At 70.1% G+C, this 26,482-nt stretch carries 20 protein-coding genes and 4 pseudogenes; 12 read left to right on the top strand and 12 right to left on the bottom strand.

What is annotated here, in order from left to right; all coding sequences use genetic code 11:
* The first annotated feature begins 144 nt into the window (after window positions 1-144).
* Window positions 145-2,196: a beta-galactosidase gene (locus ACFXC1_RS08325; RefSeq protein WP_381240474.1), complete on the top strand. Its 2,052-nt coding sequence runs from the start codon at window positions 145-147 to the stop codon at window positions 2,194-2,196.
* Here the strand turns inward: ACFXC1_RS08325 and ACFXC1_RS08320 are convergent.
* A pseudogene (locus tag ACFXC1_RS08320) lies at window positions 2,189-2,398 on the bottom strand (response regulator transcription factor); the annotation flags it as partial. The gene ACFXC1_RS08325 and the pseudogene ACFXC1_RS08320 overlap by 8 nt on opposite strands.
* 12 nt (window positions 2,399-2,410) lie before the next feature.
* On the opposite strand from ACFXC1_RS08320, the pseudogene ACFXC1_RS08315 reads away from it, so the two are divergent.
* Both ACFXC1_RS08315 and ACFXC1_RS08310 read left to right on the top strand, forming a co-directional pair.
* Window positions 2,411-3,100: pseudogene (locus tag ACFXC1_RS08315) on the top strand (permease); the annotation flags it as partial.
* A 258-nt stretch (window positions 3,101-3,358) separates the two neighbouring features.
* Window positions 3,359-4,291 carry a chitinase gene (locus ACFXC1_RS08310; protein WP_381240472.1) on the top strand — a complete coding sequence of 311 codons (933 nt, stop codon included), beginning with the start codon at window positions 3,359-3,361 and terminating at the stop codon, window positions 4,289-4,291.
* Here ACFXC1_RS08310 and ACFXC1_RS08305 read toward each other — a convergent pair.
* The 4 genes from ACFXC1_RS08305 to ACFXC1_RS08290 form a co-directional block, all read right to left on the bottom strand.
* Window positions 4,278-5,240 carry a GNAT family N-acetyltransferase gene (locus ACFXC1_RS08305; protein WP_381240470.1) on the bottom strand — a complete coding sequence of 321 codons (963 nt, stop codon included), beginning with the start codon at window positions 5,238-5,240 and terminating at the stop codon, window positions 4,278-4,280. The two genes, ACFXC1_RS08310 and ACFXC1_RS08305, sit on opposite strands and share 14 nt — an antisense overlap.
* Before the next feature lie 58 nt (window positions 5,241-5,298).
* The gene (locus ACFXC1_RS08300) at window positions 5,299-6,351 is read right to left on the bottom strand and encodes an Atu2307/SP_0267 family LLM class monooxygenase (RefSeq protein WP_381240468.1); all 1,053 of its coding nucleotides are present in this window, start codon (window positions 6,349-6,351) and stop codon (window positions 5,299-5,301) included.
* Between the two features lie 28 nt (window positions 6,352-6,379).
* On the bottom strand, window positions 6,380-6,835 hold the full coding sequence (locus ACFXC1_RS08295) for a MarR family winged helix-turn-helix transcriptional regulator (RefSeq protein ID WP_381240466.1): 456 nt from the start codon (window positions 6,833-6,835) through the stop codon (window positions 6,380-6,382).
* Window positions 6,836-6,905: 70 nt separating this feature from the next.
* On the bottom strand, window positions 6,906-8,003 hold the full coding sequence (locus tag ACFXC1_RS08290) for a PP2C family protein-serine/threonine phosphatase (RefSeq protein ID WP_381240464.1): 1,098 nt from the start codon (window positions 8,001-8,003) through the stop codon (window positions 6,906-6,908).
* Between the two features lie 301 nt (window positions 8,004-8,304).
* On the opposite strand from ACFXC1_RS08290, the gene ACFXC1_RS08285 reads away from it, so the two are divergent.
* The 7 genes and pseudogenes from ACFXC1_RS08285 to ACFXC1_RS08255 all read left to right on the top strand — a co-directional run bounded on the left by ACFXC1_RS08285 (window position 8,305) and on the right by ACFXC1_RS08255 (window position 15,771).
* Entirely contained in the window at window positions 8,305-8,724 is a 420-nt protein-coding gene (locus tag ACFXC1_RS08285) for an ATP-binding protein (RefSeq protein WP_381240462.1), read from the top strand.
* Between the two features lie 111 nt (window positions 8,725-8,835).
* Window positions 8,836-10,746, top strand: coding sequence for a primary-amine oxidase (locus ACFXC1_RS08280; protein WP_381240459.1), 1,911 nt, complete (start codon window positions 8,836-8,838; stop codon window positions 10,744-10,746).
* Entirely contained in the window at window positions 10,739-12,154 is a 1,416-nt protein-coding gene (locus ACFXC1_RS08275) for an APC family permease (protein ID WP_381240457.1), read from the top strand. The genes ACFXC1_RS08280 and ACFXC1_RS08275 overlap by 8 nt, the downstream gene beginning before the upstream one ends.
* The gene (locus ACFXC1_RS08270; RefSeq protein WP_381240454.1) at window positions 12,147-12,596 is read left to right on the top strand and encodes a hypothetical protein; all 450 of its coding nucleotides are present in this window, start codon (window positions 12,147-12,149) and stop codon (window positions 12,594-12,596) included. Before ACFXC1_RS08275 ends, ACFXC1_RS08270 begins: the two co-directional genes overlap by 8 nt.
* Before the next feature lie 54 nt (window positions 12,597-12,650).
* The gene (locus tag ACFXC1_RS08265; protein WP_381240451.1) at window positions 12,651-13,241 is read left to right on the top strand and encodes a TetR/AcrR family transcriptional regulator; all 591 of its coding nucleotides are present in this window, start codon (window positions 12,651-12,653) and stop codon (window positions 13,239-13,241) included.
* Between the two features lie 270 nt (window positions 13,242-13,511).
* Complete coding sequence (locus ACFXC1_RS08260) at window positions 13,512-14,774, top strand: helix-turn-helix domain-containing protein (protein WP_381240448.1); 1,263 nt, start codon at window positions 13,512-13,514, stop codon at window positions 14,772-14,774.
* 53 nt (window positions 14,775-14,827) lie between these two features.
* A pseudogene (locus tag ACFXC1_RS08255) lies at window positions 14,828-15,771 on the top strand (IS5 family transposase).
* A 15-nt stretch (window positions 15,772-15,786) separates the two neighbouring features.
* Here the strand turns inward: ACFXC1_RS08255 and ACFXC1_RS08250 are convergent.
* From ACFXC1_RS08250 to ACFXC1_RS08240, 3 genes and pseudogenes are all read right to left on the bottom strand, one after another.
* The gene (locus ACFXC1_RS08250; protein ID WP_381240445.1) at window positions 15,787-16,089 is read right to left on the bottom strand and encodes a hypothetical protein; all 303 of its coding nucleotides are present in this window, start codon (window positions 16,087-16,089) and stop codon (window positions 15,787-15,789) included.
* 155 nt (window positions 16,090-16,244) lie between these two features.
* Window positions 16,245-16,652: pseudogene (locus ACFXC1_RS08245) on the bottom strand (hypothetical protein); the annotation flags it as partial.
* A gap of 30 nt (window positions 16,653-16,682) precedes the next feature.
* Complete coding sequence (locus ACFXC1_RS08240) at window positions 16,683-18,143, bottom strand: MFS transporter (protein WP_381240443.1); 1,461 nt, start codon at window positions 18,141-18,143, stop codon at window positions 16,683-16,685.
* Window positions 18,144-18,320: 177 nt separating this feature from the next.
* On the opposite strand from ACFXC1_RS08240, the gene ACFXC1_RS08235 reads away from it, so the two are divergent.
* The gene (locus ACFXC1_RS08235) at window positions 18,321-18,776 is read left to right on the top strand and encodes a MarR family winged helix-turn-helix transcriptional regulator (RefSeq protein WP_381240440.1); all 456 of its coding nucleotides are present in this window, start codon (window positions 18,321-18,323) and stop codon (window positions 18,774-18,776) included.
* Window positions 18,777-18,848: 72 nt separating this feature from the next.
* Here the strand turns inward: ACFXC1_RS08235 and ACFXC1_RS08230 are convergent, their stop codons facing one another.
* The 4 genes from ACFXC1_RS08230 to ACFXC1_RS08215 form a co-directional block, all read right to left on the bottom strand.
* Window positions 18,849-19,772, bottom strand: a complete 924-nt coding sequence (locus ACFXC1_RS08230; protein ID WP_381240437.1) for a hypothetical protein — start codon at window positions 19,770-19,772, stop codon at window positions 18,849-18,851.
* 190 nt (window positions 19,773-19,962) lie between these two features.
* Window positions 19,963-21,447 (bottom strand): alpha-amylase family protein, encoded by a 1,485-nt coding sequence (locus ACFXC1_RS08225; protein ID WP_381240435.1) that lies wholly within the window; start codon window positions 21,445-21,447, stop codon window positions 19,963-19,965.
* Window positions 21,444-24,164, bottom strand: a complete 2,721-nt coding sequence (locus tag ACFXC1_RS08220) for an MGH1-like glycoside hydrolase domain-containing protein (protein ID WP_381240433.1) — start codon at window positions 24,162-24,164, stop codon at window positions 21,444-21,446. Before ACFXC1_RS08220 ends, ACFXC1_RS08225 begins: the two co-directional genes overlap by 4 nt.
* On the bottom strand, window positions 24,148-25,416 hold the full coding sequence (locus tag ACFXC1_RS08215) for an MFS transporter (protein ID WP_381240431.1): 1,269 nt from the start codon (window positions 25,414-25,416) through the stop codon (window positions 24,148-24,150). The genes ACFXC1_RS08220 and ACFXC1_RS08215 overlap by 17 nt, the downstream gene beginning before the upstream one ends.
* 213 nt (window positions 25,417-25,629) lie before the next feature.
* On the opposite strand from ACFXC1_RS08215, the gene ACFXC1_RS08210 reads away from it, so the two are divergent.
* Entirely contained in the window at window positions 25,630-26,388 is a 759-nt protein-coding gene (locus tag ACFXC1_RS08210; protein ID WP_381240429.1) for an SDR family oxidoreductase, read from the top strand.
* The last annotated feature ends 94 nt before the right edge of the window (window positions 26,389-26,482 follow it).

Here is a 26,482-nt window from a genome sequence, read left to right as displayed (position 1 = left end):
TCTCCTCGCGGGGGGGGAGTCCTCCCGCGCCGGCCAGCCGCCGTCGTCGCGCCCGCCCCCCCCCCCCGCCCCGCGCGCGCCCCCCCCCCGCCCGGAATCCACCACGCATCTCGTTCCACCTGTGCAGTAGCCGGAAGGACCCCCATGATCTCCACCCTCCTGTCCCAGTTGCGGCACGGGCCGGACGGTGACGCCACGCCCCGTCTCGCCTACGGCGCCGACTACAACCCGGAGCAGTGGCCCCGCGAGGTGTGGGACGAGGACATCCGGCTGATGCGCGAGGCCGGCGTCAACATCGTCTCCTTGGGGATCTTCTCCTGGGCGCGCATCCAACCGGCCCGGGACACATGGGACTTCGGCTGGCTCGACGAGGTCATGGACCTGCTGCACGCGGGCGGCATCGGCGTCGACCTGGCCACCGCGACCGCGTCCCCGCCACCGTGGCTCAGCACGGAGCACCCGGAGATCCTCCCGGTGACCGCCGCGGGCGAGACCCTGTGGCCGGGCGGCCGACAGCACTGGCGTCCCACCTCGCCGGTCTTCCGCGAGCACGCGCTGCGCCTGGTGAGGAAGCTGGCCGAGCGGTACGCGGACCACCCCGCGCTCGTGGCCTGGCACATCTCGAACGAGCTGGGCTGCCACAACATCTACGACTACTCCGACGACGCGGCCCGCGCCTTCCGCGACTGGCTGCGCGCCCGCTACTCCACGATCGACACGCTCAACCAGGCCTGGGGCACGGCCTTCTGGTCGCAGCGGTACAGCGACTGGGAGCAGATACTGCCGCCCCGGCTGGCCGCGTCCTTCCCGAACCCGACCCAGCAACTCGACTTCAAGCGCTTCTCCTCCGACGCGCTCAAGGACCATCTGCGCGCGGAGCGCGACCTGTTGCGCGAGATCACGCCGGGCGTGCCGGTCACCACCAACTTCATGGTGATGGGCAACACCAAGGGCATGAACTACGCCGACTGGGCCGCCGAGATCGACTTCGTCTCCAACGACCACTACGTCACGCCGGGTTCGCAGGACCGCGACGAGCTGTCCTTCTCCGCGAACCTGGTCAGCGGCATCTCGGCCGGCAAGCCGTGGTTCCTGATGGAGCACTCCACCAGCGCCGTCAACTGGCAGCCCGTGAACGTGGCCAAGCGCCCCGGCGACCTGGCGCGCGACTCGCTCCTGCACGTCGCGCACGGCGCCGACGCCGTCTGCTACTTCCAGTGGCGCCAGTCGGCGGCCGGCGCCGAGAAGTACCACTCCGCGATGGTGCCGCACGCCGGTGCCGATAGCGAGGTCTTCCGCGCGGTGGCCGAACTCGGCCGCACCCTGCGGACGTTGGCACCCATCGCGGGAGCGGACCGCGAGAGCTCCCGGGTCGGCATCGTCTTCGACTGGGAGTCCTGGTGGGCGAGCGAGCAGGACTCGCACCCCACCGACCGGCTCGACTACCGCCAGGAGGCGCTGGACTGGTACTCCGCCCTCCTCGACCTCGGGGTACGGGCCGACATCGTCACGGCCCAAACCGCCCTGGACCGCTACGACGTGGTGATCACGCCGGTGCTGCACATGATCCCGGCGGCCCTCTCCAAGGAACTCACCCGGTACGTCGAGCAGGGCGGCCACCTCGTCTCCACCTACTTCTCCGGTGTCGTCGACGAGAACGACCACATCTGGCTCGGCGGCTACCCGGGCGCCCTGCGCGACCTTCTGGGCATCCGCATCGAGGAGTTCGGCCCGCTGCTCGACGGCGACACGGTCGAGCTGGACCTCGACACCGCCGCCACGGGCTCCCTGTGGACCGACCGGATCACGGTGACCGACCCGGAGGTGGAGGTGCTGGCCCACTACCGCAGCGGCACGTACACCGGCCGCCCCGCCGTCACCCGCCGTACGGTGGGTGGCGGTTCGGCCGCCTACGTCTCCACCCGCCTGGGCCGCGAAGGCCTCACCGGCCTCCTCCCCCGGCTGCTCGCACCCGCCGGCGTCGACAGCGAACTCCCGGACGCCGCGAGGGGAGTTGTCGAGCTGACCGTGCGCCGGAACAGCGACAGCCGTTACCTGTTCCTGGTCAACCGGACCGACGGGACAGTGCCGTTGACCGGTCTGTCCGGGGAGCTGCTGGTCGGCAGTGCGGGCGAGGACGGTTTCCCCGTGCTCTCGCCCAGGGAGGTCGCCGTGGTGCGGCGGCCCGTCAGGTGAGTTCGAGCAGCCCTCGGCGGACGGCCTCCGACACGGCCGCCGCCCGGTTGTCGACCTTGAACTTGCGGTAGATCCGCACGAGATGGGTCTTGATCGTGGCCTCGCTGAGGAACAACGCCTCGGCGATGGCCCGGTTGCTGCGCCCCTCGGCCATCAGCCGGACGACCTCGACCTCGCGCCGGGTCAACTCCCGCGCGGGATCGACCACTTGGCCGACCTGTCGATCGGCGGTGAGGGGAGTTTCGTCCGCCGGCTGTTCTCGGGGGACGGGTTCACGTCCGTCGCGCACATCTTCGTGATGGAGTGGGCCGCGATCCTGCGCGACCTGGTGGCCGGGCTGCTGATCGCGGGCGCGATCGCCGCGTGGGTGCCGGACAGCTTCTGGCACACGTTCTTCCTCGCCGATCACCCCCTCGCCGCGAAGCTGGTCGGACCGCTCGTCGGCCCGCTGGTGGCCGTCGCGACCTTCGTCTGCTCGATCGGCAACGTGCCCCTCGCGGTGGTGCTGTGGAAGGGCGGCATCAGCTTCGGCGGGGTGATCGCCTTCATCTACGCGGACCTGTTGATCCTGCCGATCCTGAACATCTACCGGAAGTACTACGGCGCCCGGATGGCCGGCTTCCTGCTGGTCACCTTCTTCACCGCGATGGCCGTCGCCGGCTACATCGTCGAATTCACCTTCGGCGGGCTGGGGTTGATCCCCGACCAGGCCGACGCCACGATCCCCGACGACGGCATCACCTGGAACTACACGACCTGGCTGAACATCGTCTTCCTGCTGCTGGCCGCGAGCCTGGTCGTACGGTTCCTGCGCAGCGGCGGCCCGGCGATGCTGCGGATGATGGGCGGTTCACCGGACCACGGCGAGCCGGAAGAGAAACACGCGCACCACAACCACCACTAGGGCGGCCGAGTCCCACCGAATTCCGCGACGTACCGGTCAGTTCACTGTAAAGAACCTTGACAGACGATTGGTCTAGTCCAAATATGGTCGCTGTTCGCCCCGGTCCGGGGCGACTTCTCTCCTTTCAGCATGGGAGCGTCAATGAGACGACCTGGGCCTCTTCGCGCGTCACTGTCCTGTACGGCCGTAACGGCCCTGTCCGCGGGGCTTGTTGCTCTCGGCGGGGGTGCCGCGAGCGCCGATCATCGCGCGCGACCCATGCCGGACCATGTGGCGGCGCCGTACTTCGAGGCGTGGACCGGTGAGAGCCCGGCAGCGCTCGCCGCGGCCTCGGGCAACAAGTACCTCACGATGGCGTTCCTGCAGACCGAGGCGCCCGGTTCGTGCACGGCCTACTGGAACGGCCAGCCCGCCCAGCCGATCGACAGGTCCACCTTCGGCAAGGACATCGCGACGATCCAGGCGCGCGGCGGCAACGTCATCCCGTCCTTCGGCGGCTACGGCGCCGACACCACCAACACCGAACTGGCCGACAGCTGCACCGATGTCGACGCCATCGCCAAGGTCTACGAGAGCCTGGTCACAACCTACGGCGTGAGCCGTATCGACCTCGACATCGAGGCCGACTCGATCAACAACACCGCCGGCATCGACCGCCGCAACAAGGCCATCGCCAAGGTGCAGCGCTGGGCCGAACGCACCGGCCGCAGCGTGGAGTTCTCCTACACGCTGCCCACGACCACGACCGGCCTCGCACCCAACGGCGTGGCCCTGCTGCAGAACGCCGTCGACAACGGCGCGCGCGTCGACGTCGTCAACATCATGACCTTCGACTACTACGACGGCGCAAGCCACGACATGGCCGAGGACACCAAGACCGCAGCCGCCGGCCTGCACGCCCAACTCGCCGCGCTGCACCCGAAGAAGAACGCGGCGAAGCTGTGGAAGACGATCGGCGTCACCGAGATGCCCGGCATCGACGACTTCGGCCCCGCCGAGACCTTCACCACGGACAACGCCGTCACGGTGAAGAAGTGGGCCGAGGCCCAGGGCATCAACACGCTCTCCTTCTGGGCGCTCCAGCGCGACAACGGCAACTGCGTGGGTACCGGCGGCGCCAACAACTGCTCCGGAATCGCCCAGGACACCTGGTACTTCAGTCACACCTTCAAGTCGTTCACCCGCCGGTGACGGGGACGATCAACTCCCAGGTGTCGACCCCGTAGTCGAGGGTCATGCCGTGCCGTTCGTACAGGGCGAGCGCCTTGCTCGTGTTGTCGGTGTCCACGCCCAGGCCGATGCGGTCGCGGCCCAGCGCCGCGTAGTGGCCGAAGCCGTAGCGCAGGAGGTGACTGCCCAGGCCCCGGCCGCGGGCCTGGCGCAGGACGGCGAGGTTGCCGATCCAGGCCATGGAGGCGCGGTCGTTGTGGGTGCGCAGCATGGCGGCGTCGCCGAGGCCGTCGGCGTGGGCGAGCCAGATCAGGGACCAGTCGACGCGCTCGGCGTCGATGTCGTCCAGCCACTGTGTGTAGGTGCGGTACTGGAAGTCGAAGTGCTCGGTCATGGCCTCCTGGAGGAGGGCGTGGGCGCGGCGGCGGTCCGCCTCCTCCAGGCAGGGGCGCAGGGTCACACCGGGCGGGGCGGCGGGCAACGGGTCGTCGGACGCCGAGAGTTGACGGGCCATCACGTTGTAGCGGCGGACCGGCTGCCAGCCTCGGGCGCGCAGTGCGGGCAGGTCCATGGTGGGGTTCAGGGTGAGGTGCAGATGCACCACGGCGCGGGACGCTCCGTTGGCGGCGGCGCGTTCCGCGGCCCTGGCCTCCATCAGGTCGAACAGGTGCAGGGCGCCCGCCAGTCGGCCCGGCACGATGTAGTGGTCGATGTCGATCCGCTCGCCGCCCGAGTCGTCCCACAGCAGGCCGTAGCCGATCAGGCGGTTGCCCTCGAAGAGCAGCCAGGAGTCGCGCTCCAGGTCCACTTCGGGGTGCTTCAAGTCGGTCTGGATCTCGGCCAGTTCGGTGTCCGGGCGGCCGATCTCCAGCAGGTCGACCTCATTGAGCAGGGCGCAGACCGCCACCGCGTCGTCGGGTGTCGCCGGGCGGACGCGCAGGCCTGGCTGCAAAGGTGTGGGGGCGGTCATGGACCCACTGTCGGGTGACGGCCCCCGGCCCGCAACGGAGTTTCCGCGCCCCGTCCGCTCAGTCCGCCATCAACTCCCGCACCAGAGGGGCCACCTTCGTGCCGTAGAGCTCGATGTTGGTCACGAGGGTGTCGTGGGGCATTCCGGTGATGCCGTACTTCAGGTTGAAGCGGGTCGCGTCGAGGGTCTTCAGGGTGTCGGCGATCTTGCGGGCGACGGTCTCGGGTGATCCGACGTGCAGGGCGCCGCCGGGGCCGATGTCGCGCATCAGGCTCTCGCGGGTCGGGGTGCGGAAGCCGCGTTCCCGGGCCACGCTGCGGATCAGTTCCTGGAAGGCCGGTACGAACTCCTCGACCGCCTGTTCGTCGGTGGCGGCGACATGGCCGGGCGCGTGCACGCCGATGGGCCGCGCGGGGTGGCCGAACTCGGCCAGCGCCCGGCGGTACAGCTCGGAGAACGGGGCGAAGCGGGCTATGTCCCCGCCGATGATCGCCAGCATCAGGGAGAACCCGTACTGGGCGGTGCGGATCACCGACTGGGGGCTGCCGCCGACCCCGATCCAGGTGGGAATGGAGCCGGTCTCGCTGCGCGGGTAGACGGCGATTCCGTCGAGGGCGGCACGCGTGTTGCCGGACCAGGTGACCGGCTTCTCCTTGAGCAGTTCGGCGAAGAGGGCGACCTTCTCCTCGAAGAGTTCCTCGTAGTCGTTCAGGTCGTAGCCGAAGAGCGGGAAGGACTCGGTGCTCGATCCTCTGCCGAGGATGACCTCGGCGCGGCCGGCGGAGACGGCGTCGAGGGTGGCGTAGCGCTGGTAGACGCGGACCGGGTCGTCGGAGCTGATGACGGTGACGGCCGAGCTGAGGTGGATGTCCGAGGTGCGCGCGGCGATGGCCGCGAGCACGATGTCCGCCGCCGACAGGGGCATCGCCTCGGTGTGGTGCTCGCCGATGCCGAAGTGGTCGACACCGACCTGGTCGGCGAGGACTCCTTCCTCGACCAGGCGGCGGATGGCCTGACCGTGGGTCAGCGGCTTTCCGTCCGGGCCGTTCGTGACGTCGCCGAACGTGTCGAGACCGAGCGTGACGCCGTCGGTACTGGTTGAGGTGGTCATGTCGTACTCCCTGGGTCTGCTCGGTCAGTCAGGTGGCGATACGGCGCATCACGCCGAGGAGCCGGGTCAGGTCGTCGGCGTCGACGTGGTCCAGGACATGGCGCCGGACGCTGGCGAGGTGGGCGGGCCAGGCCTCCTGGAGGCGGGCGAGGCCCTTGTCGGTGAGTACGGCGTTCCAGCCGCGGGCGTCCTCGGCGCAGCGCTCCCGTCCGACCAGGCCCTGTGTCTCCAGGCGGGCGACGATGCGGGTCATGCCGCTCAGCGAGAGGTTGCAGACGGACGCCAGCTCGCTCATGCGCATGCGGCGGTCCGCGGCCTCGGAGAGGTGCATGAGGGTCGTGTACTCGGTCAGCGGCAGACGCTGCTCGCGCACCATGTCGGCGTCGACCGCGCGGGGCAGCACCAGCATCACCCGCGCGAGTTCGCGCACCAGCGCCTCTTCGCGCGGGTTCATGGGCTGCAATGACTGCTCGGGCGGGGTCATGCGACGAGTTTACTTGATTGACGCAGCAATGAAATTGCCACGAGGCGAGCCCGTCACAGACCTCCCTTGCTCACTCGGGGGGCGAGGTCTCTCCCGCTGTCTCAGCATGCCCGTGGTAGCGCAGCAGGAGCATCGCGGCGTCGTCGTGGAGCGGGCCGGCCGTGTGCCGGACCAGGTCCTCGCGCACCGAGTCCAGCGCGCTCTGCGCGTCGGGTTCCTTGAGCAGATGAGCCCGCTCGCCGAGCGGATAGAAGGTGCCGTCCTCGTCGCGGGCCTCGGTGACGCCGTCGGTGTAGAGCAGCAGTTGCTCACCCGGTGCGAAGCACACGGGGAACGGCTTCGGAGGCTCGCCGCCCTGGGCGCCGCCGAGGCCGAGCGGCGGGGCGTAGGCGGGCGGTGCCGGGAAGTCGGCGGTGCCGTTGCGCCGTACGACCATCGGGGGCGGGTGGCCGTAGTTGAGGAAGAGGACCTCGTGGTCGGTGCCGATCTCGGCGAGGACGGCGGTCACGAACTTCTCGTCGGACAGAACGCGGGAGACGCTGCGCTCCAGGCGCTCGCCGAGTCCCACCAGGTCGGGTTCGTCGTGCGCGGCCTCGCGGAACGCGCCGAGGACCACGGCGGCCGTCTCGACGGCGGCCAGGCCCTTGCCCTGCACATCGCCGACGATGACGCGGACGCCGTGCGGGGAGGCGACCACCTCGTAGAGGTCGCCTCCGATCCGGGCCTCCGCGACGGCCGAGGTGTACGACACCGCCGCCTGGAGCGGGCCCGCGGTCAGCGGCACCGGGCGCAGCAGAACGCGTTGCGCGACCTCCGCGATGGACCGCACGCTGGCCAGCTCGGCCTCGCGGCGGCCGCGCATCACGGCGGCGGCGATGCCCGCGCCGGTCACGCCCACCACCGACACCATGGCGAGGAAGCCTCTTCGTTCCTGGAACAGGCCGTCGTAGAGGCCGAGTCCGACACAGAGTGCGAGGGCCGCCGCCCCGAACCACGCGGTGCGGCGCCAGCCGCCGACCAGTCCGGCGAAGGCCGGTCCGAGGGAGGCCAGGGGCAGGAAGCCGAGTCCGGGGCCGGTGAGGAGGTCCCCGACGGCGACCACCGCCATCACCGCGGCCGGCAGCCAGGTCAGCACGGAGAGACTGCGCTGCGGCTTCGTTACGGCCATGGTCCACTCCAGCGGCGTCGCGGCATCCGGAGCCGCACTCGCCTTCCGCGCAGGGGCCCCTCCCCCACCTTGGACATCGCAAGGCTGCCAGGCAACGCCTCGGACGCGCCCGGCCCTTTACCCAATTGATTCCGAGAACTGACATTTCCTGATCGGAGACAACCATGTGGCGCGGGCCGGTTGGCGATCACGGACTCCGGGCACATGAAGTGTGCAGGACCCGCCGTGCAAGAGATGCAGCGGCCCCGGTGCGGTGACACCGCGGGGATACCGGGTGTCCTAGGAGGGGAAGTGATTCGCCATGCGTACGCATCGGCGTACCCATAGGCGTTCCGTACGCGTGGAGTACCTGCTGCCGGACGAGGCCGCGGCGGCGGGGCAGGCGCGAAAACTGACATCGGAGTTCCTCGCCCGCTCGCGCAGCCGGATGGCCCGGGTGGACGAGGAGCAGATCGACGACGCCACGCTCATCGTGTCCGAACTCGTCGCCAACGCGACCGAACACGGGCGCGGCGAGTGCCGGCTGCGGCTCCAACTGTCCGACGAACGCGTCACGGTCGAGGTCTACGACGACAACCCGGCCCCGCCGCGGGTGCGGCCGCTGACGGCCGAGGGCGAGAGCGGCCGCGGCCTCGCCATGGTCCGCTGCCTGGCCCACCGGCTCGATGTCACCCCGCTCACCGGGGGCGGCAAGCGGGTGCGGGCGATCCTGTCCATCTGACCGGCTCCAGGGACTTAACAGCAAGGCAACGCCGGCGTACTGCCGAGCGAAACGTGGCCGCGCGATTTTTTGCTCTACGGACGTAGAGAAAAAAATCCCCCGGAGGCCCGTATGACTGCCGCACCTCATGCCCTGGACCCGCTCGCCCCTGAAGAGATCACCGCCGCCCGCGAGTTGCTCGTGGCGGCCGGACTGGTCACGGAGGCCAGCCGCTTCGCCTACCTCGGGCTCCTCGACCCGCCCAAGTCCGCCCCGGAGCAAGGGGACCGGCGGCTGCGGGCCCTGCTGCTCGACATCTCCGGCGGTCCCTCCTGCGACGCGACGATCTCCCTGACCCAGTCGCGGGTCGTGGCGCACCGGCTGATCGACGCCGCGACGGAAGGCCAACTCCCGGTGCTGGACGCGGAGTTCGCGATCGTCGAGGAGGTCCTCGCCAGGGACCCGCGCTGGCTGGCCGCGCTGGCCGAGCGTGGCCTGGACGTGGACTCGGTGCGCGTCGCCCCGCTCTCCGCGGGCGTGTACGACGCCGAGTACCCGCAGGAGCGGGGCCGCCGCATCCTGCGCGGGCTGGCCTTCGTCCAGGAGCACCCGAAGGACCACGCGTGGGCGCATCCCGTCGACGGACTCGTCGCCTACGTGGACGTCCTCAACCGGAGCGTGGACCAGGTCGTCGACCACGGCCCGGTACCCGTGCCCGCGGAGTCGGGGAACTTCGACGACCCGGCCGTCACCGGTCCGCCGCGCACCACCCTGAAGCCCATCGAGATCACCCAGCCCCAGGGCCCCAGCTTCACCCTCGACGGCAACACGCTGACATGGGAGAACTGGTCCCTGCGCATCGGCTTCGACGCCCGCGAGGGGCTGATACTCCATCAACTCGCCTTCGCCGGACGCACGGTGATCCATCGCGCGTCGATCGCCGAGATGGTCGTGCCGTACGCCGACCCCTCTCCCGTGCGGTCCTGGCAGAACTACTTCGACACCGGCGAGTACCTCATCGGGCGATACGCCAACGCGCTCCAACTCGGCTGCGACTGTCTCGGCGACATCACCTACCTCGACGCGGTGATCGCCGACGAGACCGGCACACCGCAGACCCTCACCAACGCCGTCTGTCTGCACGAGGAGGACTACGGCATCCTCTGGAAGCACACCGACCTCTGGACCGGCTCGGCCGAGACCCGGCGGCAACGGCGCATGGTGCTCTCCTTCTTCACCACGGTCGGGAACTACGACTACGGCTTCTACTGGTACCTGTATCTCGACGGCACCATCGAGTTCGAGGCCAAGGCCACCGGTGTCGTCTTCACCTCCGCCCACCCCGGCGGCGACTACCCGTACGCCACCGAACTCGCTCCCGGCCTCGGCGCCCCGTACCACCAACACCTGTTCAGCGCACGGCTGGACATGGCCGTGGACGGCCCGGTCAACCGCGTCGAGGAGGTCGAGACGGTCCGGGTGCCGATGGGACCCGACAACCTGCGCGGCAACGCCTTCGCCCTCAAGCGCACCCCGCTGACGCGGGAGAGCGAGGCGCAGCGAATGGCCGACGCGGGCGTGGACCGCGTGTGGCACATCTCCAACCCCGAGTCCCTGAACCGGCTGGGACGGCCGGTCGCCTACGCCCTGCACCCGGAGGGCAAGCCGGCTCTCCTCGCCGATCCCGGGTCCTCCGTCGCGGCCCGCGCCGCCTTCGCCACGAAGCACCTGTGGGTCACCGCCTACGACCCGGCCGAGCGCTACCCGGCGGGCGACTTCGTCAACCAGCATCCCGGCGGGGCGGGACTGCCCGCTTACGCCGCCGCCGACCGGGACCTCGACGGGCAGGACCTCGTCGTCTGGCACACCTTCGGGCTGACCCACGCCCCGCGTCCCGAGGACTGGCCCATCATGCCGGTCGACACCACGGGCTTCACGCTCAAGCCGGTCGGCTTCTTCGACCGCAACCCCACCCTCGACGTGCCGCCGAACACCTCGGCCCACTCCGCCTGCGGGACGGGCTCCGGGAGCTGCCATGTCTGAACAGACCATCAGCGACAGCGCAGTTGACTCACCGTCAAAACTCCGTGGTTCCATCGGAGTCGGCGGAATCGTGTTCATGGTCGTCGCGGCGGCCGCCCCGCTCACCGCCATCGGCGGCGCCCTGCCGGTGATGCTGGCCATCGGCAACGGCCCCGGCGTACCGGCCGCCTACCTCTTGGTCGCCGTCGTCCTGCTGCTGTTCAGCGTCGGCTACGCGGCGATGAGCCGCCATGTCGTCGACACCGGCGCCTTCTACTCCTACGTCACCGCCGGACTCGGCCGCATCACCGGCACCGGAGCGGCCGGCCTGGCGCTGCTGACGTACAGCACGATCCAGGCCGGCATCTACGGACTGTCCGGCGTCACCCTTCAGGGGCTGGTCGTGAAGTACGGCGGCCCCGAACTGCCCTGGTGGCTGTGGGCCGGTGTGCTGTGGGGACTGGTCGCGGTGCTTGGGTTCCGCAACATCGAGGTCGGCACGAAGGTGCTGTCGGTGCTGCTGGTTCTGGAGGTCGGCATCGTCACGGTGATGACGGTGGCGATCCTCACCCAAGGAGGCGCGCACGGCATCGACTTCGACTCGTTCACGCCGGGTGCCTTCAGCACGGGCTCTGCGGGCATCGGCGTGATGTTCGCGGTCGCCTCCTTCGTCGGCTTCGAGGCGACCGCCATCTACAGCGAGGAGGCGCGGGACCCCAAGCGCAGTGTGCCCAGGGCGACTTACCTCGCGGTGATCGCCATCGGCGGCTTCTACGCGCTGTCCAGCTGGGCGGTCGTCCTGGCGGTCGGCACGGACGAGGTACAGGGCGCGGCAGCGAAGAACACGAGTGGGCTGGTCTTCGCAGTGGCCGGGCAGTACGTCGGTTCGGCAGCCTCCGACACGATGGAAGTCCTGCTGCTGACCAGCCTGTTCGCGGCGCTGCTCGCGTTCCACAACGCGATCTCCCGCTATCTGTTCTCCCTCGGCCGCCAGGGTGACGCCCCCGCGATCCTGGGCCGCAGTCACGCCAAGCACGGTTCGCCGCACGCCGGTTCGCTGGTGCAGAGCGTGTCGGCGGCTGTGGTTGTGGGGGCGTTCGTCCTCGCGGGGTCCGATCCGGTGCTGGAGCTGTTCACCTGGATGAGCGGGCTGGCCACGCTCGGCGTGCTGGTGCTGATGATCCTGGTCGGCGTCGCGATCATCACCTTCTTCGCCCGCACGGGGGCGGACACCGGGCTGTGGCACACCCGGCTCGCGCCGGCCCTCGGCGCCCTGGGGCTGTGCTGGATCACGTACATGGTGCTGGCCAACTTCACCACCCTGATCGGCGGTTCGGCCTCCCTCGCGCGGCTCTTCGAGGGGATCGTCGTGCTGTTCTTCGCGGCCGGGGCGGTCTCCGCCGCCGTCCGGCGCCGCCGCGATGCATGACGTTGTCCCGGCCGCCGTCGCGCTGACGGGCTCCGGTCTGTGCCTCGCGGGGCATGTGCCGGGGCCCGTACGGCGCTGGGGTCCGCACGCCGTCGTGCTCGCCGTCACGCTGGTGATGGTGGTGGGGAGCCCGGGGCCGTACCCGCTGCTCGTGGGCGCGGGCGTGACGGCGGGCATGTGTCTGTTCACCCGTGGACCGGTCGCCGTCGACCTCGCGGTGATGGCCGTGGTCACGGCGGCCATGGCCCGGCTTCCGGACGGGCAGCACCATCACCATGCCGACGGCCACGGGCTGTTCGCGCTGGCGGTGGTGCTGTGGCTGCTGGCGCGGGCGGGTGCCTTCATGCACCGGGCGCTGCGTCCCGGGGTGCCGTGCACGGGACCGCTCAGCGGTGCGGGCGGCGCGATGATGGCCCTGGGCATGGCCGCCATGCTGGCCTGACCGGGGCGGACCGGCGGCGAAGCGGGGTCCGAGCGGCTGGATTAAGGTCAGGGCATGCCCAAAATCGTCGATCACGACGCGCGGCGCCGCGAGATCATCGAAGCCGTATGGGCCCTGATCGCAAGACGCGGGCTCGACGCCGTCACCATGCGGGACCTCGCCGCCGAGGCCGGATACGCCAACGGCGCGCTGACCGGCTACTTCCGCAACAAGGACGAGATCCTGCTCGCCGCCTTCCAGCACGCCTTCGAGAGCACCAACGTCCGCGCCCGCGAGTCCATCGCCGACGCGACCGGTCTGCCGGCGCTGCGCCTGCTGTGCCTGGAGATCATGCCGCTCGACGACGTGCGCCTCATGGAGGCCCGGGTCGTCATCGCCTTCTGGGACCGCGCCGTCCACGACGACCGCATGGCCGGAGTCCACGAGAACGCGATGACGGCCTGGCGCGAGCAGATGTGCGGCTACCTGCGACAGGCCCGCCGACAGGGCGACATCGGCGCGGAATCGCCCGACGACGAGGTCGTCGACACCCTCCTCGCGGCCCTCATGGGCTTCCAGATCAACGCGGTCCTGCTGCCCCACGCCACCACACCCCGGCGTCAAGAGGCGGTTCTCGACGGCCTGTTGGGCTCGTTGCGGCCGTAGAGCAGCGGGGGTACCACGAGTACCTCCGGGGCGGCCTCGATGTCGGCCGGTGTCAGGCGGAACTCGACGGGGTACGCCTCGCGACGGGTGCGGCGGTCGGGTGACGCGCGGCGAGCGTCGCGGCCTCGACCTGTCGGCTCGGCAGCGGCCGGACTTCCATCACCTGATCCACGTCACGGAGGGCACCCTGCGCCACCGGGTGGACTTCACGACTGCGCCGTCGAACCGGGCGGCTGGCTGTGGGTGGGCTCCGGGCAGGTGCACCAGTACGTGCCCGACGACCTGACGACGGCCCGGGGCACCATCGTCATCCGGCAGCCGGGCTTCGTGCCCGCCGATCCGCCCTTCGACCAGTCACCACTGCTCCCGACAAAACCCCATGCCGAAGCGGCCCGCCTGACGCTGCGTCACCTCGCCTACGAGTACGCCGACTTGACGTCACTCCCCCTCGACGCGCATCTCCAGACCCTCCGCATGCTCCTCTCCGTCCTGCTGCTCCGTCTCTCGCACGTCCGCCCGGACCCGATGTCCTCCGCCCCGGCCGACGACACGTTCCGCCGCTACAGCGCCACACTGGACCGCGACTTCCGCACCAGCCACCACGTCTCCGACTACGCCGCCGCCCTCGGCCACAGGCCGCGCACCCTCACCCGCGCGACCATCGCGGCCACCGGCACGACCGCCAAGCAGTACCTCGACGCCCGTGTCCTCCTGGAGGCCAAACGCCTACTCGTCCACACCGACGCGACGGCGGCGGACATCTCCCGCACCCTCGGCTTCGCCGAACCGACCGAATTCGCGAAGTTCTTCCGCAAGCGGGACGGGCGTACGCCGCCGGAGTTCCGGGCGGTGGCGCGTGGGCAGACCCGAGTCGTGCAGGGATTCCAGCCGGGTGAGACCGCCGTACGACGTGACGTCTTCCGCCGGAAGGTGTGGAGCGCTCATGCGTTCCGGGTCGTCGAGGACACACCGGAAGCACTCGTCCTCGGCTGCGGACCGGGCACGGAACTGTCCGTCCCGACGACCTGGATCGAGTGGCTGCGCACAGGCGACGCGTCCGCCCGCCTGCGCGCCCTGCCGAACCTGGCCGACGGCAACTGGCAGCTCGGCCGGTGGACTTGGCGCGACACGGCCCATCTCCAGTGGGTACCGCCCGACACCTGGTTCAGCGTCAACGCCTTCTACGACGTCACGGGCGACCATCGCCTGACGCACTGGTACGTCAACTTCCAGCGCCCGATGCGCCGCACGCCCATCGGCTTCGACACCTTCGACCTCTTGCTGGACCTGGTGGTCGCGCCCGATCTGTCCCGGTGGGAGTGGAAGGACGAGGACGAGTACGCCCAGGGCCGGCGGTTGGGGGTGGTGAGCGAGGCCGATCACCGGGCGGTGGAAACTGCGCGCGATGAGGCCCTGGCGTTGATCCGAACGGGCAGCGGCCCGTTCGCCGCCGACAGAGGCCTTCCGGACTGGCGCTCCGAGCCCCACCGGCCGGCTCCCGCGCTGCCCGCCGGAGTCCTGACCGTGAGCTAGGAGCTGTCCGGCCGATCATGTGACTGTCGCCTGATCTGCTCGTTGTTCCCGTTATGGGGCGGGGAGAACGCGGCGATCTGTCGGACGCCGAGTGGGAGCGGCTGCGGCCGTTCCTGCCGGTGAGCAACGGTCGGTGTGGGCGGTGGCGTGATCATCGGCAGGTGATCGACGGGATTCTTCACCGGGTTCGGACCGGGGTTCACTGGCGTGATTTGCCGCAGCGGTTCGGGCCGTGGAAGACGGTCTACGAGCGCCATCGACTTTGGTCTGCCGACGGAACCTGGGAACGGCTGCTGCAGCAGGTCCAGGCCGCGGCCGACGCGGCAGGGGCGATCGACTGGGACATCTCGGTGGACTCCACCATCGTGCGCGCGCACCAGCACGCGGCCGGCGCCCGCATCGATCCACCACCGGCTCTTGCCGGCTCAAAGGGGGACGGGCCGCTGGAACGCCAGGACGAAACTCCGTGGCAGAGCCTCGTCGGGCGGCTGGTGGAGGTGGTGCGGGAGGCGAGGGTCTGGGTCGTTCACGGGGCGGCTTCACCAGCAAGATCCACTTGAGCGCGGACGGCCGGTGCCGCCCGCTGTCACTGATCATTACGCCGGGGCAGCGGGCCGACTGCACCCAGTTCATACCTGTGCTGGAGAAGATCCGGGTCCCCCGGCTCGGACTTGGCAGGCCTCGCAAGAAACCCGACAGCATCGCAGCCGACAAGGCCTACAGCAACGGTCCTTGCCGCCAGTACCTGCGGCGGCGCGCCATCCGCCACACGATTCCGGAGAAGGCCGACAGTCAGGCCGCCCGATTGCGCAAAGGATCGCGAGGCGGCCGACCACCGGGGCTGGACGAGGAGCGGTACAGGAAGCGCAACACCGTCGAGAGGGCCATCAACAGGCTGAAGAACTCCCGCGCCGTCGCGACCCGTTACGACAAGCGCGGCTACGTCTTCCTCGGCACTGTCACCGCAGCCGCCCTCGCCATCTGGCTCCGCACCTGACCGCGTGCCAGGGCCTCAACTCACCGAGGCACCCGGCGCCAACACCAAGCCCGCTGCCGCGAGGAAGTCCTCAAGGCTGATGACACCGTTGCCGTTGCCGTCGTCCCATTCGATCAGGAGTCCGGAGAGGCCCTCGTTCGAAGACTCTGACGTGTCGGCGTCATCCTCGGGGCCGGGATGCCACTCGACGCAGCCCTCGCCATGCCGGTATCGGAGATACAGGTATTGGCCGTCCGCCGTCCAGGCATCCCACTGCGACGGGTATGCGGAACACGTCTGCACAACCCGCGTCAGCTTCCGACCCTCATCCGTACTCATCCGACGATGGTCGCGCAGCATCAGGTGCCCGGCAATCGACTTCAGACCGTCGCCACAGGTGCCTCAAGCAGCAGCCAGACACACGCCATCAATGATCGGCCGGACAGCTCCTAGCCGTCCGCTGACGGGTCGAAGCGCATGGGCCAGGGGTGCGCCGAGGCGGGCAACGGCAAGGCGTATCGGCTCACCAGATCCGCGGTCCCCCGCGTCGGCAGCTCGGCGAGCACGTCGTCGGCGATCGCCTCGACTGCCGGGCGGAGAGCGGGGATCCGCGCGGGCGTGAGGTGGCCCACGACCAGCCGTCGTAGCCGCGTGTGGTCCGGTGGGTCGGTCCGGGGCATGTCGCGGCCGAGAGCGTGGCCGCCGACGGCCTGCCAGGTCGAGCAGTGGCGTGTGTCGTTGCGCGGGCGCGGATCGGTCAGCGCGGCGCGGGCCGCGTCCCGGGTGACGGCCAGCCAGCTCTCACCGCTGCCCGGGACCCTGTGCGCGAAGGGCCGCGTGGACGGGGCAGCCCGCTGCCCGGCGCCGAAAGACCTGTCCCCCGGTCCTACGGCGCCGGGCAGAAATTCCCCCGTACGTTCACCACGCTCAGGTCAGGACTCGACCCCGGCCCCTTCGCGCGCCGCGACCGTCTCGGGCTCCTTCTCGTCCGCCGGCGCGGTCTGACGCACGGCCGGGATCGCCGCCGCGACCAGGGCCGCGAGGAGGGCGACGCCGCCGCCGATGAGGAGGCCGGTGCGGAAGCCGCTCTCGGAGGTGAAGGTGTAGCCGCCGACCGTGTTGGTCATCTGGGCGAGGACGACGCCGATCACCGCGGCGCCGATCGAGGTGCCGAGGGAGCGCATGAGCGTGTTGAAGCCGTTGGCGGCGGCGGTCTCGGAGAGGGGGACCGAGCTCATGATGAGGGCGGGCATCGCGCCGTAGGCGAGGCCGACGCCGCTGTTGATGACGATGATGACCACCATGAGGCCCCAGGCGGAGCTCATCAGGCCCATCGACAGGGCGTAGCCGGCGGTGATGACGAGGACACCGCTGATGAGGGTGAACTTGGGGCCGAGGGCGTTGGTGAGCTTTCCGCCGAGCGGGGAGACGATCATCATCATGATGCCGCCGGGCGCCATCCAGAGGCCGGCGGCGAGCATCGACTGGCCCAGGCCGTAGCCGGTGGCCTCGGGGAACTGGAGCAGCTGCGGCACGACCAGCATGCTGGAGTACATGCCGACGCCGACGAAGACCGAGGCGATGTTGGTGATCAGGACCCGGGGGCGGGCCGTCGTGCGGAGGTCGATCAGCGGGTCGCCGGTGCGCAGTTCCCACACGCCCCAGGCCAGGAAGGCAACGAGCGCGACGGCGAACAGGCCAAGGACGGTGGCCGAACCCCAGCCCCAGTCGGCGCCCTTGGAGATACCCAGCAGCAGGCAGACGAGCCCGACGGCGAGACCGAGGGCGCCGGGCGCGTCGAAGCGCTGACCCTTGGCGGCGGCCGGGACGTCCGGGATCAGGAACCAGATCAGCACGGCGACGACCGCGGCGAGGGCGGCCGAACCCCAGAACAGGGCACGCCAGTTGGCGTACTGCGCGATGGCCGCGGCGATCGGCAGGCCGAGGCCGCCGCCGATGCCCATGGAGGCGCTGACGAGTGCGATGGAGGGGCTGAGCCGCTCCTGCGGTACGACGTCCCGGAGCAGGGCGATGCCCAGCGGGACCATGCCCATGCCCATGCCCTGGAGACCGCGTCCGACGATCATCGGGACGACGGAGGAGGAGAGCGCGCAGACCACCGAGCCCACGATCAGCGGGACGGAGCAGGCGAGCAGCATGCGGCGCTTGCCCAGCAGGTCGCCGAGGCGGCCGACGACCGGGACACAGACCGCGGCCACCAGCAGGGTGGCGGTGATCACCCACGCGGCGTTCGAGGACGAGGTGTGCAGCATCTCCGGGAGGTCGGCGATGAGCGGGGTGACCAGCGTCTGCATGATCGCGGCGGTGGTGCCGGCGAAGGCCAGCGTGGCGATCACGCCGCCTGCGCGGGCTGAGGGCTGGGGGGCGTCCATGACGGGACTCCTCGGCATGTCTGTTCGGTCGGGACGTGAAGGAATGTGCATCGTACACATCGTATGTATCAACCATGTGATGGGGATGATGCATAGCGTCGTGCGAGGATGGGTCCGGCCGCCCCGAACCGCAGGAAACGGCGGCGGCGTCGGCAGGAAGCAGGAGGCAGCGGACCGATGGACAGGCGTACGCGCGAGATCGAGTACGAGCAGATGCTCCTCAGCCGGCACGGGCTTCTCTCGCACAAGGGCGGGCGCCGCAAGGACGGTGTGCTGGACCGCAGCGCCTACATCCTGTTGAGCCGGATCCGCATCCAGGGGCCCATGTCCATCGGCGAGTTGAGCGATGCCTTCGGCCTCGACGCGTCCACCCTCAACCGGCAGACGGCGGCGGCCATGCGCTCCGGTCTCGTGGAGCGGATCCCCGATCCACAGGGCGGCATGGCCCGCAAGTTCCGCATCACGGACCTGGGCGCGCGAATGCTCGACGAGGAGCGCGAGGGTCTCGTCCAGTCCCTGGACCAGATCATGGACGACTGGTCGGAGGCGGACATCGCCGCCTTCGCGGCCTTTCTACGACGCTTCAACACCGACATCGAGCGGCTCGGCGGGCGCCCCTGGCCGCGGCCGTGAGTGAGCCCCGCCCCGTGGCAACTCACGGGGCGGGGCTCTCGGTTCACGCCGGGCGTGCCCGGGTCGGCCGGATCAGGAGGAGCGGCGTGAGCGGCTCGCCGCGTAGACCACACCGCCGCCCAGGGCGATGACGAGGGCCGCGCCGCCCGCGAGGAGGCCGACCGGCGCGTTGGAACCGGTCTCCGCGAGCGGCTGCTTGCCGCCGTTGGGCGTCGTCTTCGGCGTGGGCGAGGGCGACGACTTCAGCGGCGGGACGTGCGCGGAGGTGGGAGGTGTCGTCGACGGCTTGGGGCTCGGCGGGGTCGTCTCCTCGGCGGGCGGCGTGCTGCCGGCCGGGGTGGACGGCGTCGCGGGTGGGACCGAGGCCGGCTGGGTCGGCGTCGGGGTGGGCGAGTCCGGGGTGCTGGGAGTGCACTCCTTGTCGCCGCCGTTCCAGGCCGCGATGAGGTGGTACGGGGTCGTGATGTTGTCGGGCTCGTAGGGGAGGGGGCCGTGGCCCTCGCCCGTACCGCCGTCGTAGGTGACGTCGTCGCCGTACAGGTCTATCTGGCCGTAGCAGTCGGGCGACTTGACGTTCAGCTTCTGCCAGGTCCGTCCGGAGTCGTCCGCGCCGGCGACGTCCTTGGCGGTGAGGTAGACCGTGGCCTTGTCGACCATGGTCTGGTGGCCGGAGGTGTACCAGGTGGAGCCTTCGGTGGTGTATTCAGCAAGGGAGACGGGGTACTTGCAGCCCTCGCCGACGCTCTGGCCCGGGGCGAGCCGGACCTCGACGGTGCCGGGGACGGCGTCCCACTGGTGGAAGCCGCCCTGTGAGGTCCAGTCGGCGCCGACAACGTTTCCATCGGCACCGACGATGCGGTACTGCACGGTGGCGGACTGACACGTGTCGTTCTCGGTGGCGCTCGCCGGGCCGGCCGCGAGCACGGGCGCGGCGGCGGCGATGAACGCGGTGGCCGCCAGGGCGGACAGGGAGGGGAGGTGGAGCGAACGTGACAAGGTGAGCCTCGACGATGATCAAAGGTGTGGGAGGTGGCAGAGCGAGCGGCGGGCGCACGAAAGGAAACGATCGAGGGCGTGCGCGACCGGACCGCTCGCGGGTGCTTCGCTCAGTAAAGGCACGGCGAAGTAAGCCGAATTCTTGTCACCTTTCACAACTCCCGTCAATCCTTCACCAGTTGCACACAGATCAAGATCCGGGCAGCACCGCGACCAGATGCCGGTGCAGCCCCTCCAACTCGACGTACAGACCGGGATCGACCAGCTCGTCGCCGTCCCGGTCGTACGTCAAGTCGGCCAGTAGTTCGGTGAGTTGACGGCTGCCGCCGCGCAGGTCGGCCCACGGGAGACGGACCCGGCCCTGGGCCGGCTGCTCGGAGAGGTTGACGACGACGAGATGGCGGCTGGAACCGGTCGTCCAGGACCAGGCGATCAGGTTCTCGTGGGACGGGTTGTCGGGCCAGCCGGTGCAGTCGAGCAACTGCCACTCCCCTCCCGTACGCATACCGGAGGAGCCCACCGCGGCGAGCAACTGGTGGTAAAACGCCTGGAGTTCCTTGTCGAGGGGTTCTTCCGGCCGGCGGGAGAGGAAGACCGGCGGGCGGACCCGGCGCCCCTCGAACTGCCCCTCGTGCCACAGGGTCGCGCCGGGCAGGGTCGCGATCGTGACCGCAGCCGCCCGTTCCCGCTCGGGTGTCAGGGTGGCGGCGGCCCGGGGTTCGTCGTGGTTCTCCAGGAAACGGACCAGGCCGCGCTGGTAGCCGAGGTCGGCTTGCAGGTGCCCGCGCACCGAGTCCGCGCCCTCGTGCAGCAGCCGGTCGTAGAGCCGTTTGTCGTAGCAGTGGTCGAACCCATGCTGCTGCAGGGCCCATTCGAGGTCCCAGTACGCCTCGGCGACGAAGAGGAGGTCGGGGTGGTGCTCGCGGACCTTCGGGACGACATACGGCCAGAAGTCCTCGGCCGGTGCCGTGCCCGCGCGTTCGCCCCAGGTCTTCGCGAAGACGTCGGTCATCAGCAGCATGGCCATGTCGCAGCGCACGCCGTCCGCCTGGTCGCCGATCGAGGCCAGGGTGTCGACGGCGGCCGTGCGCAACTCCTCGCTGAAGGCGTTGAGTTGGACGACGTCGGGCCAGGGTGCGAAGTAGGGGTCGCGGCCCCGCGCGAACACCTTGCCGCCGGCCTCCAGGAAGGCGCCGGGGTCGCGGACCAGGTCGTCCGGGGTGCCCTGGACCAGGCAGCCGGGGCGTTCGGCGAGCCAGGGGTGGTCGGGGGCGACGTGGTTGGGGACGTAGTCGAGGATCAACCGGACGCCACGCGCGGCCAGTTGGGCGCGGGCCTCCGCCAGTCCCTCCGGGCCGCCCAGGGACGCGTCCACGACGTAGTTGCGGACGCAGTACGGCGATCCGGCCACGTCCTCCGGGCGGAGGTCGGGCAGTGCCGCCCGGAAGGAGGCCTGCAACGACTCGTCGCGCAGGGCGATCTCCAGTCCGGCCGGGCTGCGCTCCCACACGCCCATCAGCCAGACGGCGTCGACGCCGGGGAGGGCGACCTCGTCCCAGGCGGGCGCGGGCACCTCGCCGAGGGTGACGGGGCGGCCGTAGCGGGTGCTCAACTCCCCCAGCCAGACGATGGTGTTGATCTCGTAGATCACCGGGTGGGCGGGCCAGGCGGTCATGACAGCGGTTCCTCTCGGTCGCCGGTCGGGCGCAGGCTCTCGCGGCCCCGGGCCGACCACTCGCCGTCGCCCAGGGTGTGGAAGAGGGTGGCGGTGACCGCGGACAGGCCGGTCCAGCCGGTCTGGTGGGAGGCGCCGAGGCCGGCGCCGTTGTCGCCGTGGAAGTACTCGTAGAAGAGGATCAGGTCCTTCCAGTGCGGGTCCTTGGCGAACTTGGCCTGGGCGCCGTGCACCGGCCGATGTCCGTCCTCGTCACTGAGGAAGGTGGCGGTGAGCCGGTCGGCGATCTCGCGGGCGACCTCGTAGAGGGTGAGGTGGCGACCCGAGCCGGTCGGGCATTCGACGGTGAAGTCGCTGCCGTGGAAGGCGTGCAGGTTGAGCAGGGCGCGGATCAGCAGCAGGTTGACCGGGAACCACACGGGGCCGCGCCAGTTGGAGTTGCCGCCGAACATCCCGGAGTCGGACTCGGCCGGCAGATAACCGACGCCGTAGGTCTCCCCGTGCACGTCGAAGGTGTACGGGTGCTCGGCGTGGTAGCGGGAGAGGGAGCGGATGCCGTGCGGGCCGAGGAACTCGTCCTCGTCGAGCATCCGGGACAGGACGCGGCGCAGTCGGTCCTCGCCGAACAGGGCGAAGAGATAACGGCCGTCGGCGTTCGGGCCCATGGCCTCGTGCGAGGAGATGGTGGCCTCCACGGCCGGGTGGCGTTCGATGAACTCCAGTGCTCCCGCGACGAGTTCGGGGAAGCGCTGGTCCGCCCAGCCGCCGACCAGGCTGGTGGCCGCGAGGGGGATCAGGCCGACGAGCGAGCGCACCTTGAGCCGGGTCGCCGTGCCGTCCGGCAGCCGCAGCACGTCGTAGAAGAAGCCGTCCTCTTCGTCCCAGAGGCTCGCGTTGTCGGCGCCCATGCGGTTCATGGCGACGGCGATCCACGCGAAGTGCTCGAACAGGGACTGCGCCTGCTCGACGTAGACGGGGTTGTCGACGGCCAGCTCTATGGCGATCTCGAGGAGGTTCTGGCAGTAGAGCGCCATCCACGCGGTGCCGTCCGCCTGGTCGAGGTGGCCGCCGGTGGGGAGCGGGGCACTGCGGTCGAAGACGCCGATGTTGTCGAGGCCGAGGAAGCCGCCCTGGAAGACGTTGTTGCCGTCGGTGTCCTTGCGGTTGAGCCACCAGCTGAAGTTCTTCATCAGCTTCTGGAAGGCGTTCTCCAGGAAGGCGCGGTCGCCCTTGCCGGTGCGTTGCTTCTCCAGCTCGTAGAGGAACAGGGTGGCCCAGGCGTGGACGGGCGGGTTGACGTCCCCGAAGTTCCATTCGTAGGCCGGGATCTGGCCGTTGGGGTGGAGGTAGAGGCGGCGCAGCAGCAGGTCCAACTGGCCCTTGGCGAAGGTGAGATCGACCATCGACAGGGCGACGGTGTGGAAGGCGAGGTCCCAGGCCGCGAACCACGGGTACTCCCAGGTGTCCGGCATCGACATGATCTCGTCGTTGACCATGTGGTACCAGTTGCTGTTCCGCACCCGGGGGTCGGAGGCGAGCGGGTCGACGCCGTGCTCGGTGAGCCAGCGCTCGACGTCGAGGTAGTAGTACTGCTTGCTCCACAGCATCCCGGCCAACGCCTGGCGCACCAGCCGCCGTTCGTCGGCCCCCGCGTCGACCGGGGTGCAGCCGTCGTAGAACTCGTCGGCTTCGGACCGGCGTTGGGCCATGACCGTGTCGAAATCGCCCGTCCAGTCGGGCAGTTCGGCGGCGGTGAGGCGCAGGCGGACGGTCGCGCTCTGGCCGCCCTGGACGGTGAGCACGTGGTGGACGGCGGCCTTGGTGCCGGTCCGGTCGGGGTTGACCGCTCCGGTCTCGCCCTGGACGACGTAGCGGTCGATGCCGTCCTTGACGTACGGGGAGGCGTTGGAACTGCCGAAGATCTTCTCGTTGTTGGTGTCGTTCTCGGTGAACAGGGTCTGCGCGTCCGCGTCGCAGTACAGCCAGCGCGGGCCCAGCTCCTCGTGGTCGGCGCGGATTCGACCGCCCGATTCCTGGTGGATGGACGGGACGGCGGTCCCGCCCGCCCAGGACCAGGTGTGCCGGAACCACAGGGTCGGGAGGAGGTGCAACGGGGCTTCGTCGGGGCCGCGGTTGTGGGCGGTGATCTCGATCAGCAGGTCCTCGGGGCCCGCCTTGGCGTATTCGACGAAGACGTCGAAGTAGCGGTCCTCGTCGAAGATGCCGGTGTCGAGGAGTTCGTACTCGAAGTCACCGCGCCCACGGGCCGAGTTGGTGGCCTTGAGGTCCTCGTAGGGGTACTCCGTCTGCGGGTATTTGTAGAGGTACTTCATGTACGAGTGCGTGGGTGTGCTGTCGAGGTAGAAGTAGTACTCCTTGACGTCCTCGCCGTGGTTTCCCTCGGAGTTGGTGAGGCCGAACATCCGCTCCTTGAGGATCGGGTCGCGGCCGTTCCACAGCGCGAGCGCGAAGCACAGCCGCTGCTTGTCGTCGCTGACGCCGGCGATGCCGTCCTCGCCCCAGCGGTAGGCGCGCGAGCGTGCCTGGTCGTGGGTGAAGTACGACCAGGCGTCGCCGCTGTGGCTGTAGTCCTCCCGGACGGTGCCCCACTGGCGCTCACTCAGATAAGGACCCCAACGGCGCCATGGCACCCCGGAGTCGTCGGCCTCGGCCAGCCGTCGCCGCTCGGCATCCGGTGTTTCACCGCTCGTCCCCATCGCCTGTCCTCCCCTTGGCCGAACCCATTCCCCCAGACTCGGGTGTCCTGGACCCGACGGCAACACGAACTGCCGGGCGGAGGGCGTCGGCTCCCGCCAGGAACACCACGACGGCGAGCAGCAGCGCCGCCGACGCCGCGACCGGCGCCACCAGGAACGCTCCGGCGCTGCCGTGGCTGTCCGCCAGGTACCCGGCCAGCACCTGCCCGGTCGCCGTACCGAGTGGTCCGCCCGCGCACAGGATCGTCAGGGCGACGGTCGCCCGGTCGGCGGGAGCGATGCGTTCGGTGAGGGCGTAGAGGCTGATCAGGTACGGGGCCACGGTCACACCGGCAACCGCCATGGCCGTAGGGACGGCATGGAGTCTGTCCCCGACGGCCAGGGTGAGGGCGCCCAGCAGCAAGGTCGCCGAGAAGGTCACGTACCGGTGGCGGAGGGTGAATCGCGCTGGGAGCCAGGCGCAGGCGACACCCGCAAGGGCGCTGCCGATGCCGAAGACGGCGTAGAGGAGACCGGCGCTCGCGGGATGACCGCTGTCGTTGGCGTAGGCGGTGACGCCGGTCTGCGCGGCGCCGAACATCGCGCCCATCGCGGCCATGGCGAGGAACATGGCGGCAAGTGGCAGTCGGGGCAAGGGAGTTCGGGAGGTGCGAGCGCTCTGGCGGTGCTCGGATCCCCCATGGGTGAGGGAGCGTGCGAAGGGGAGGGTGGCCAGGACGAGGAGGGCGATGGCCGCCATGGTCGGTGCTGTCGGGCCGAGGGAGGCGAACAGGCCGACGATCGCGGGTCCGGCGACGAAGCTGATCTCGTCGGCGGTCGCCTCGTACGAGAAGGCGGTGGGTATGAGGTCGGGCCGGTCGCGTGCGCGGAGGAGGCGTGACCAGTGGACCCGTGCCAGGGGGGCGACCGGCGGTTGGGTCAACCCGGCCAGGGCCGATGCGACGATCATGCTCGCGCGGCCGGTGTGGCTCGCCGCGATGAGGCCGGTCAGGGCGACGGCGTTGGCGAGTGCGGTGACCGTCCCGACGAGGCGGTGGCCGTGACGGTCTGCGAGCGCCCCGGAGATCGGACCGCCGAGCGCGTTGGCGATGCCCTGGGCGGCCGCGGCGAGACCGGCGAAGGCGTAACTGCCGGAGGCGGCCCGGACGAGGATGAGGGTCGCGAGCGACGAGGTGGCGTAGGGAAGGCGGGCGAGGAACCCGAGCGGAAAGAATCCCGTGCCGGGAACGCTCAGGAGGGATCGGTACGCCATCGGCGTCTCCCATGAACACGTCGGAGAGACGCGCCACCCAGCCACCAACGCGTTGACGATCCCGCTTCTGCCGCGCAGCCTAGCGAGCCGACCGCCCTGCCACCAGAGCCATTTCGTCACGCAACTCTCGCGCCGTGACGTACGGATATGGCGTTCTCATTTCACGAGAGGTAGCCTCTCACCCGATCGTCACGTCTCGCCGGGGAGGCCGTCATGGCAGGCACGATGCAGGGCAAGGTCGCGGTGATCAGCGGCGGTTCGACCGGCGTGGGAAGGGCCGTCGGGGCGCAGCTCGCCGAGAACGGGGCGCAGGTCGTGCTGCTCGCCCGGCGTGCCGACCGGCTGGAGACGGCCGCGCGGGAGATGGCCGGTTCGGTGCTGACCATCCCGACCGACGTCAGCAGCGGCGACAGTGTGCGGGCCGCGTTCGCCCAGGTCGAGGAGCGGTTCGGGCGGGTGGACATCCTGGTGAACAGTGCCGGGGTCGCCCGTATCCGCGCCATCGAGGAGACCGCCGACGAGGACATCCACGCCTGCGTCGGCACCAATCTGCTGGGCCCGATCCACACGATCCGCTCTGCCGTGCCCCTGCTGCGGGCGGCCGGCGGCGGCGACATCCTGAACATCTCCTCCGAGATCACCCTCGACCACCTGCCGCTGATGGCCATGTACGCGGCGAGCAAGCACGGCCTGAACGGCTTCACCGCCGCGATGCACAAGGAGCTGCGCGGCGACGGCATCCGGGTCGCCCTGGTGATCCTGGGCTCGATCTCGGACAGCGCCTTCATCGAGAACTTCCCCGGCGAGGACCGGCAGCGCGCCGCGCCGGTGTGGGAGGCCGACGGCTATCTGACCAGGGTGGGCGCCATGAAGCCGCTCCCCTCGGCGACCGTCGCGCGGGTCATGGTCCAACTGCTCGCCACCCCGCCCGAGGTCGTGCAGGACGTGGTGCACATCCGCCCGGCCGGCTGAGACCCCGTTCCGGACCATGCGGCAGCCTTGGACACCCCATAAGTCGGCCTTATGAGGTCATAGAGCGGACCCGCGTACCGGGTTAGGCATGCCT

Source organism: Streptomyces hokutonensis, from assembly GCF_042751305.1.
In the GTDB taxonomy this organism is placed as follows: domain Bacteria; phylum Actinomycetota; class Actinomycetes; order Streptomycetales; family Streptomycetaceae; genus Streptomyces; species Streptomyces hokutonensis_A.
This window is presented reverse-complemented; position numbering and strand designations above follow the sequence as displayed.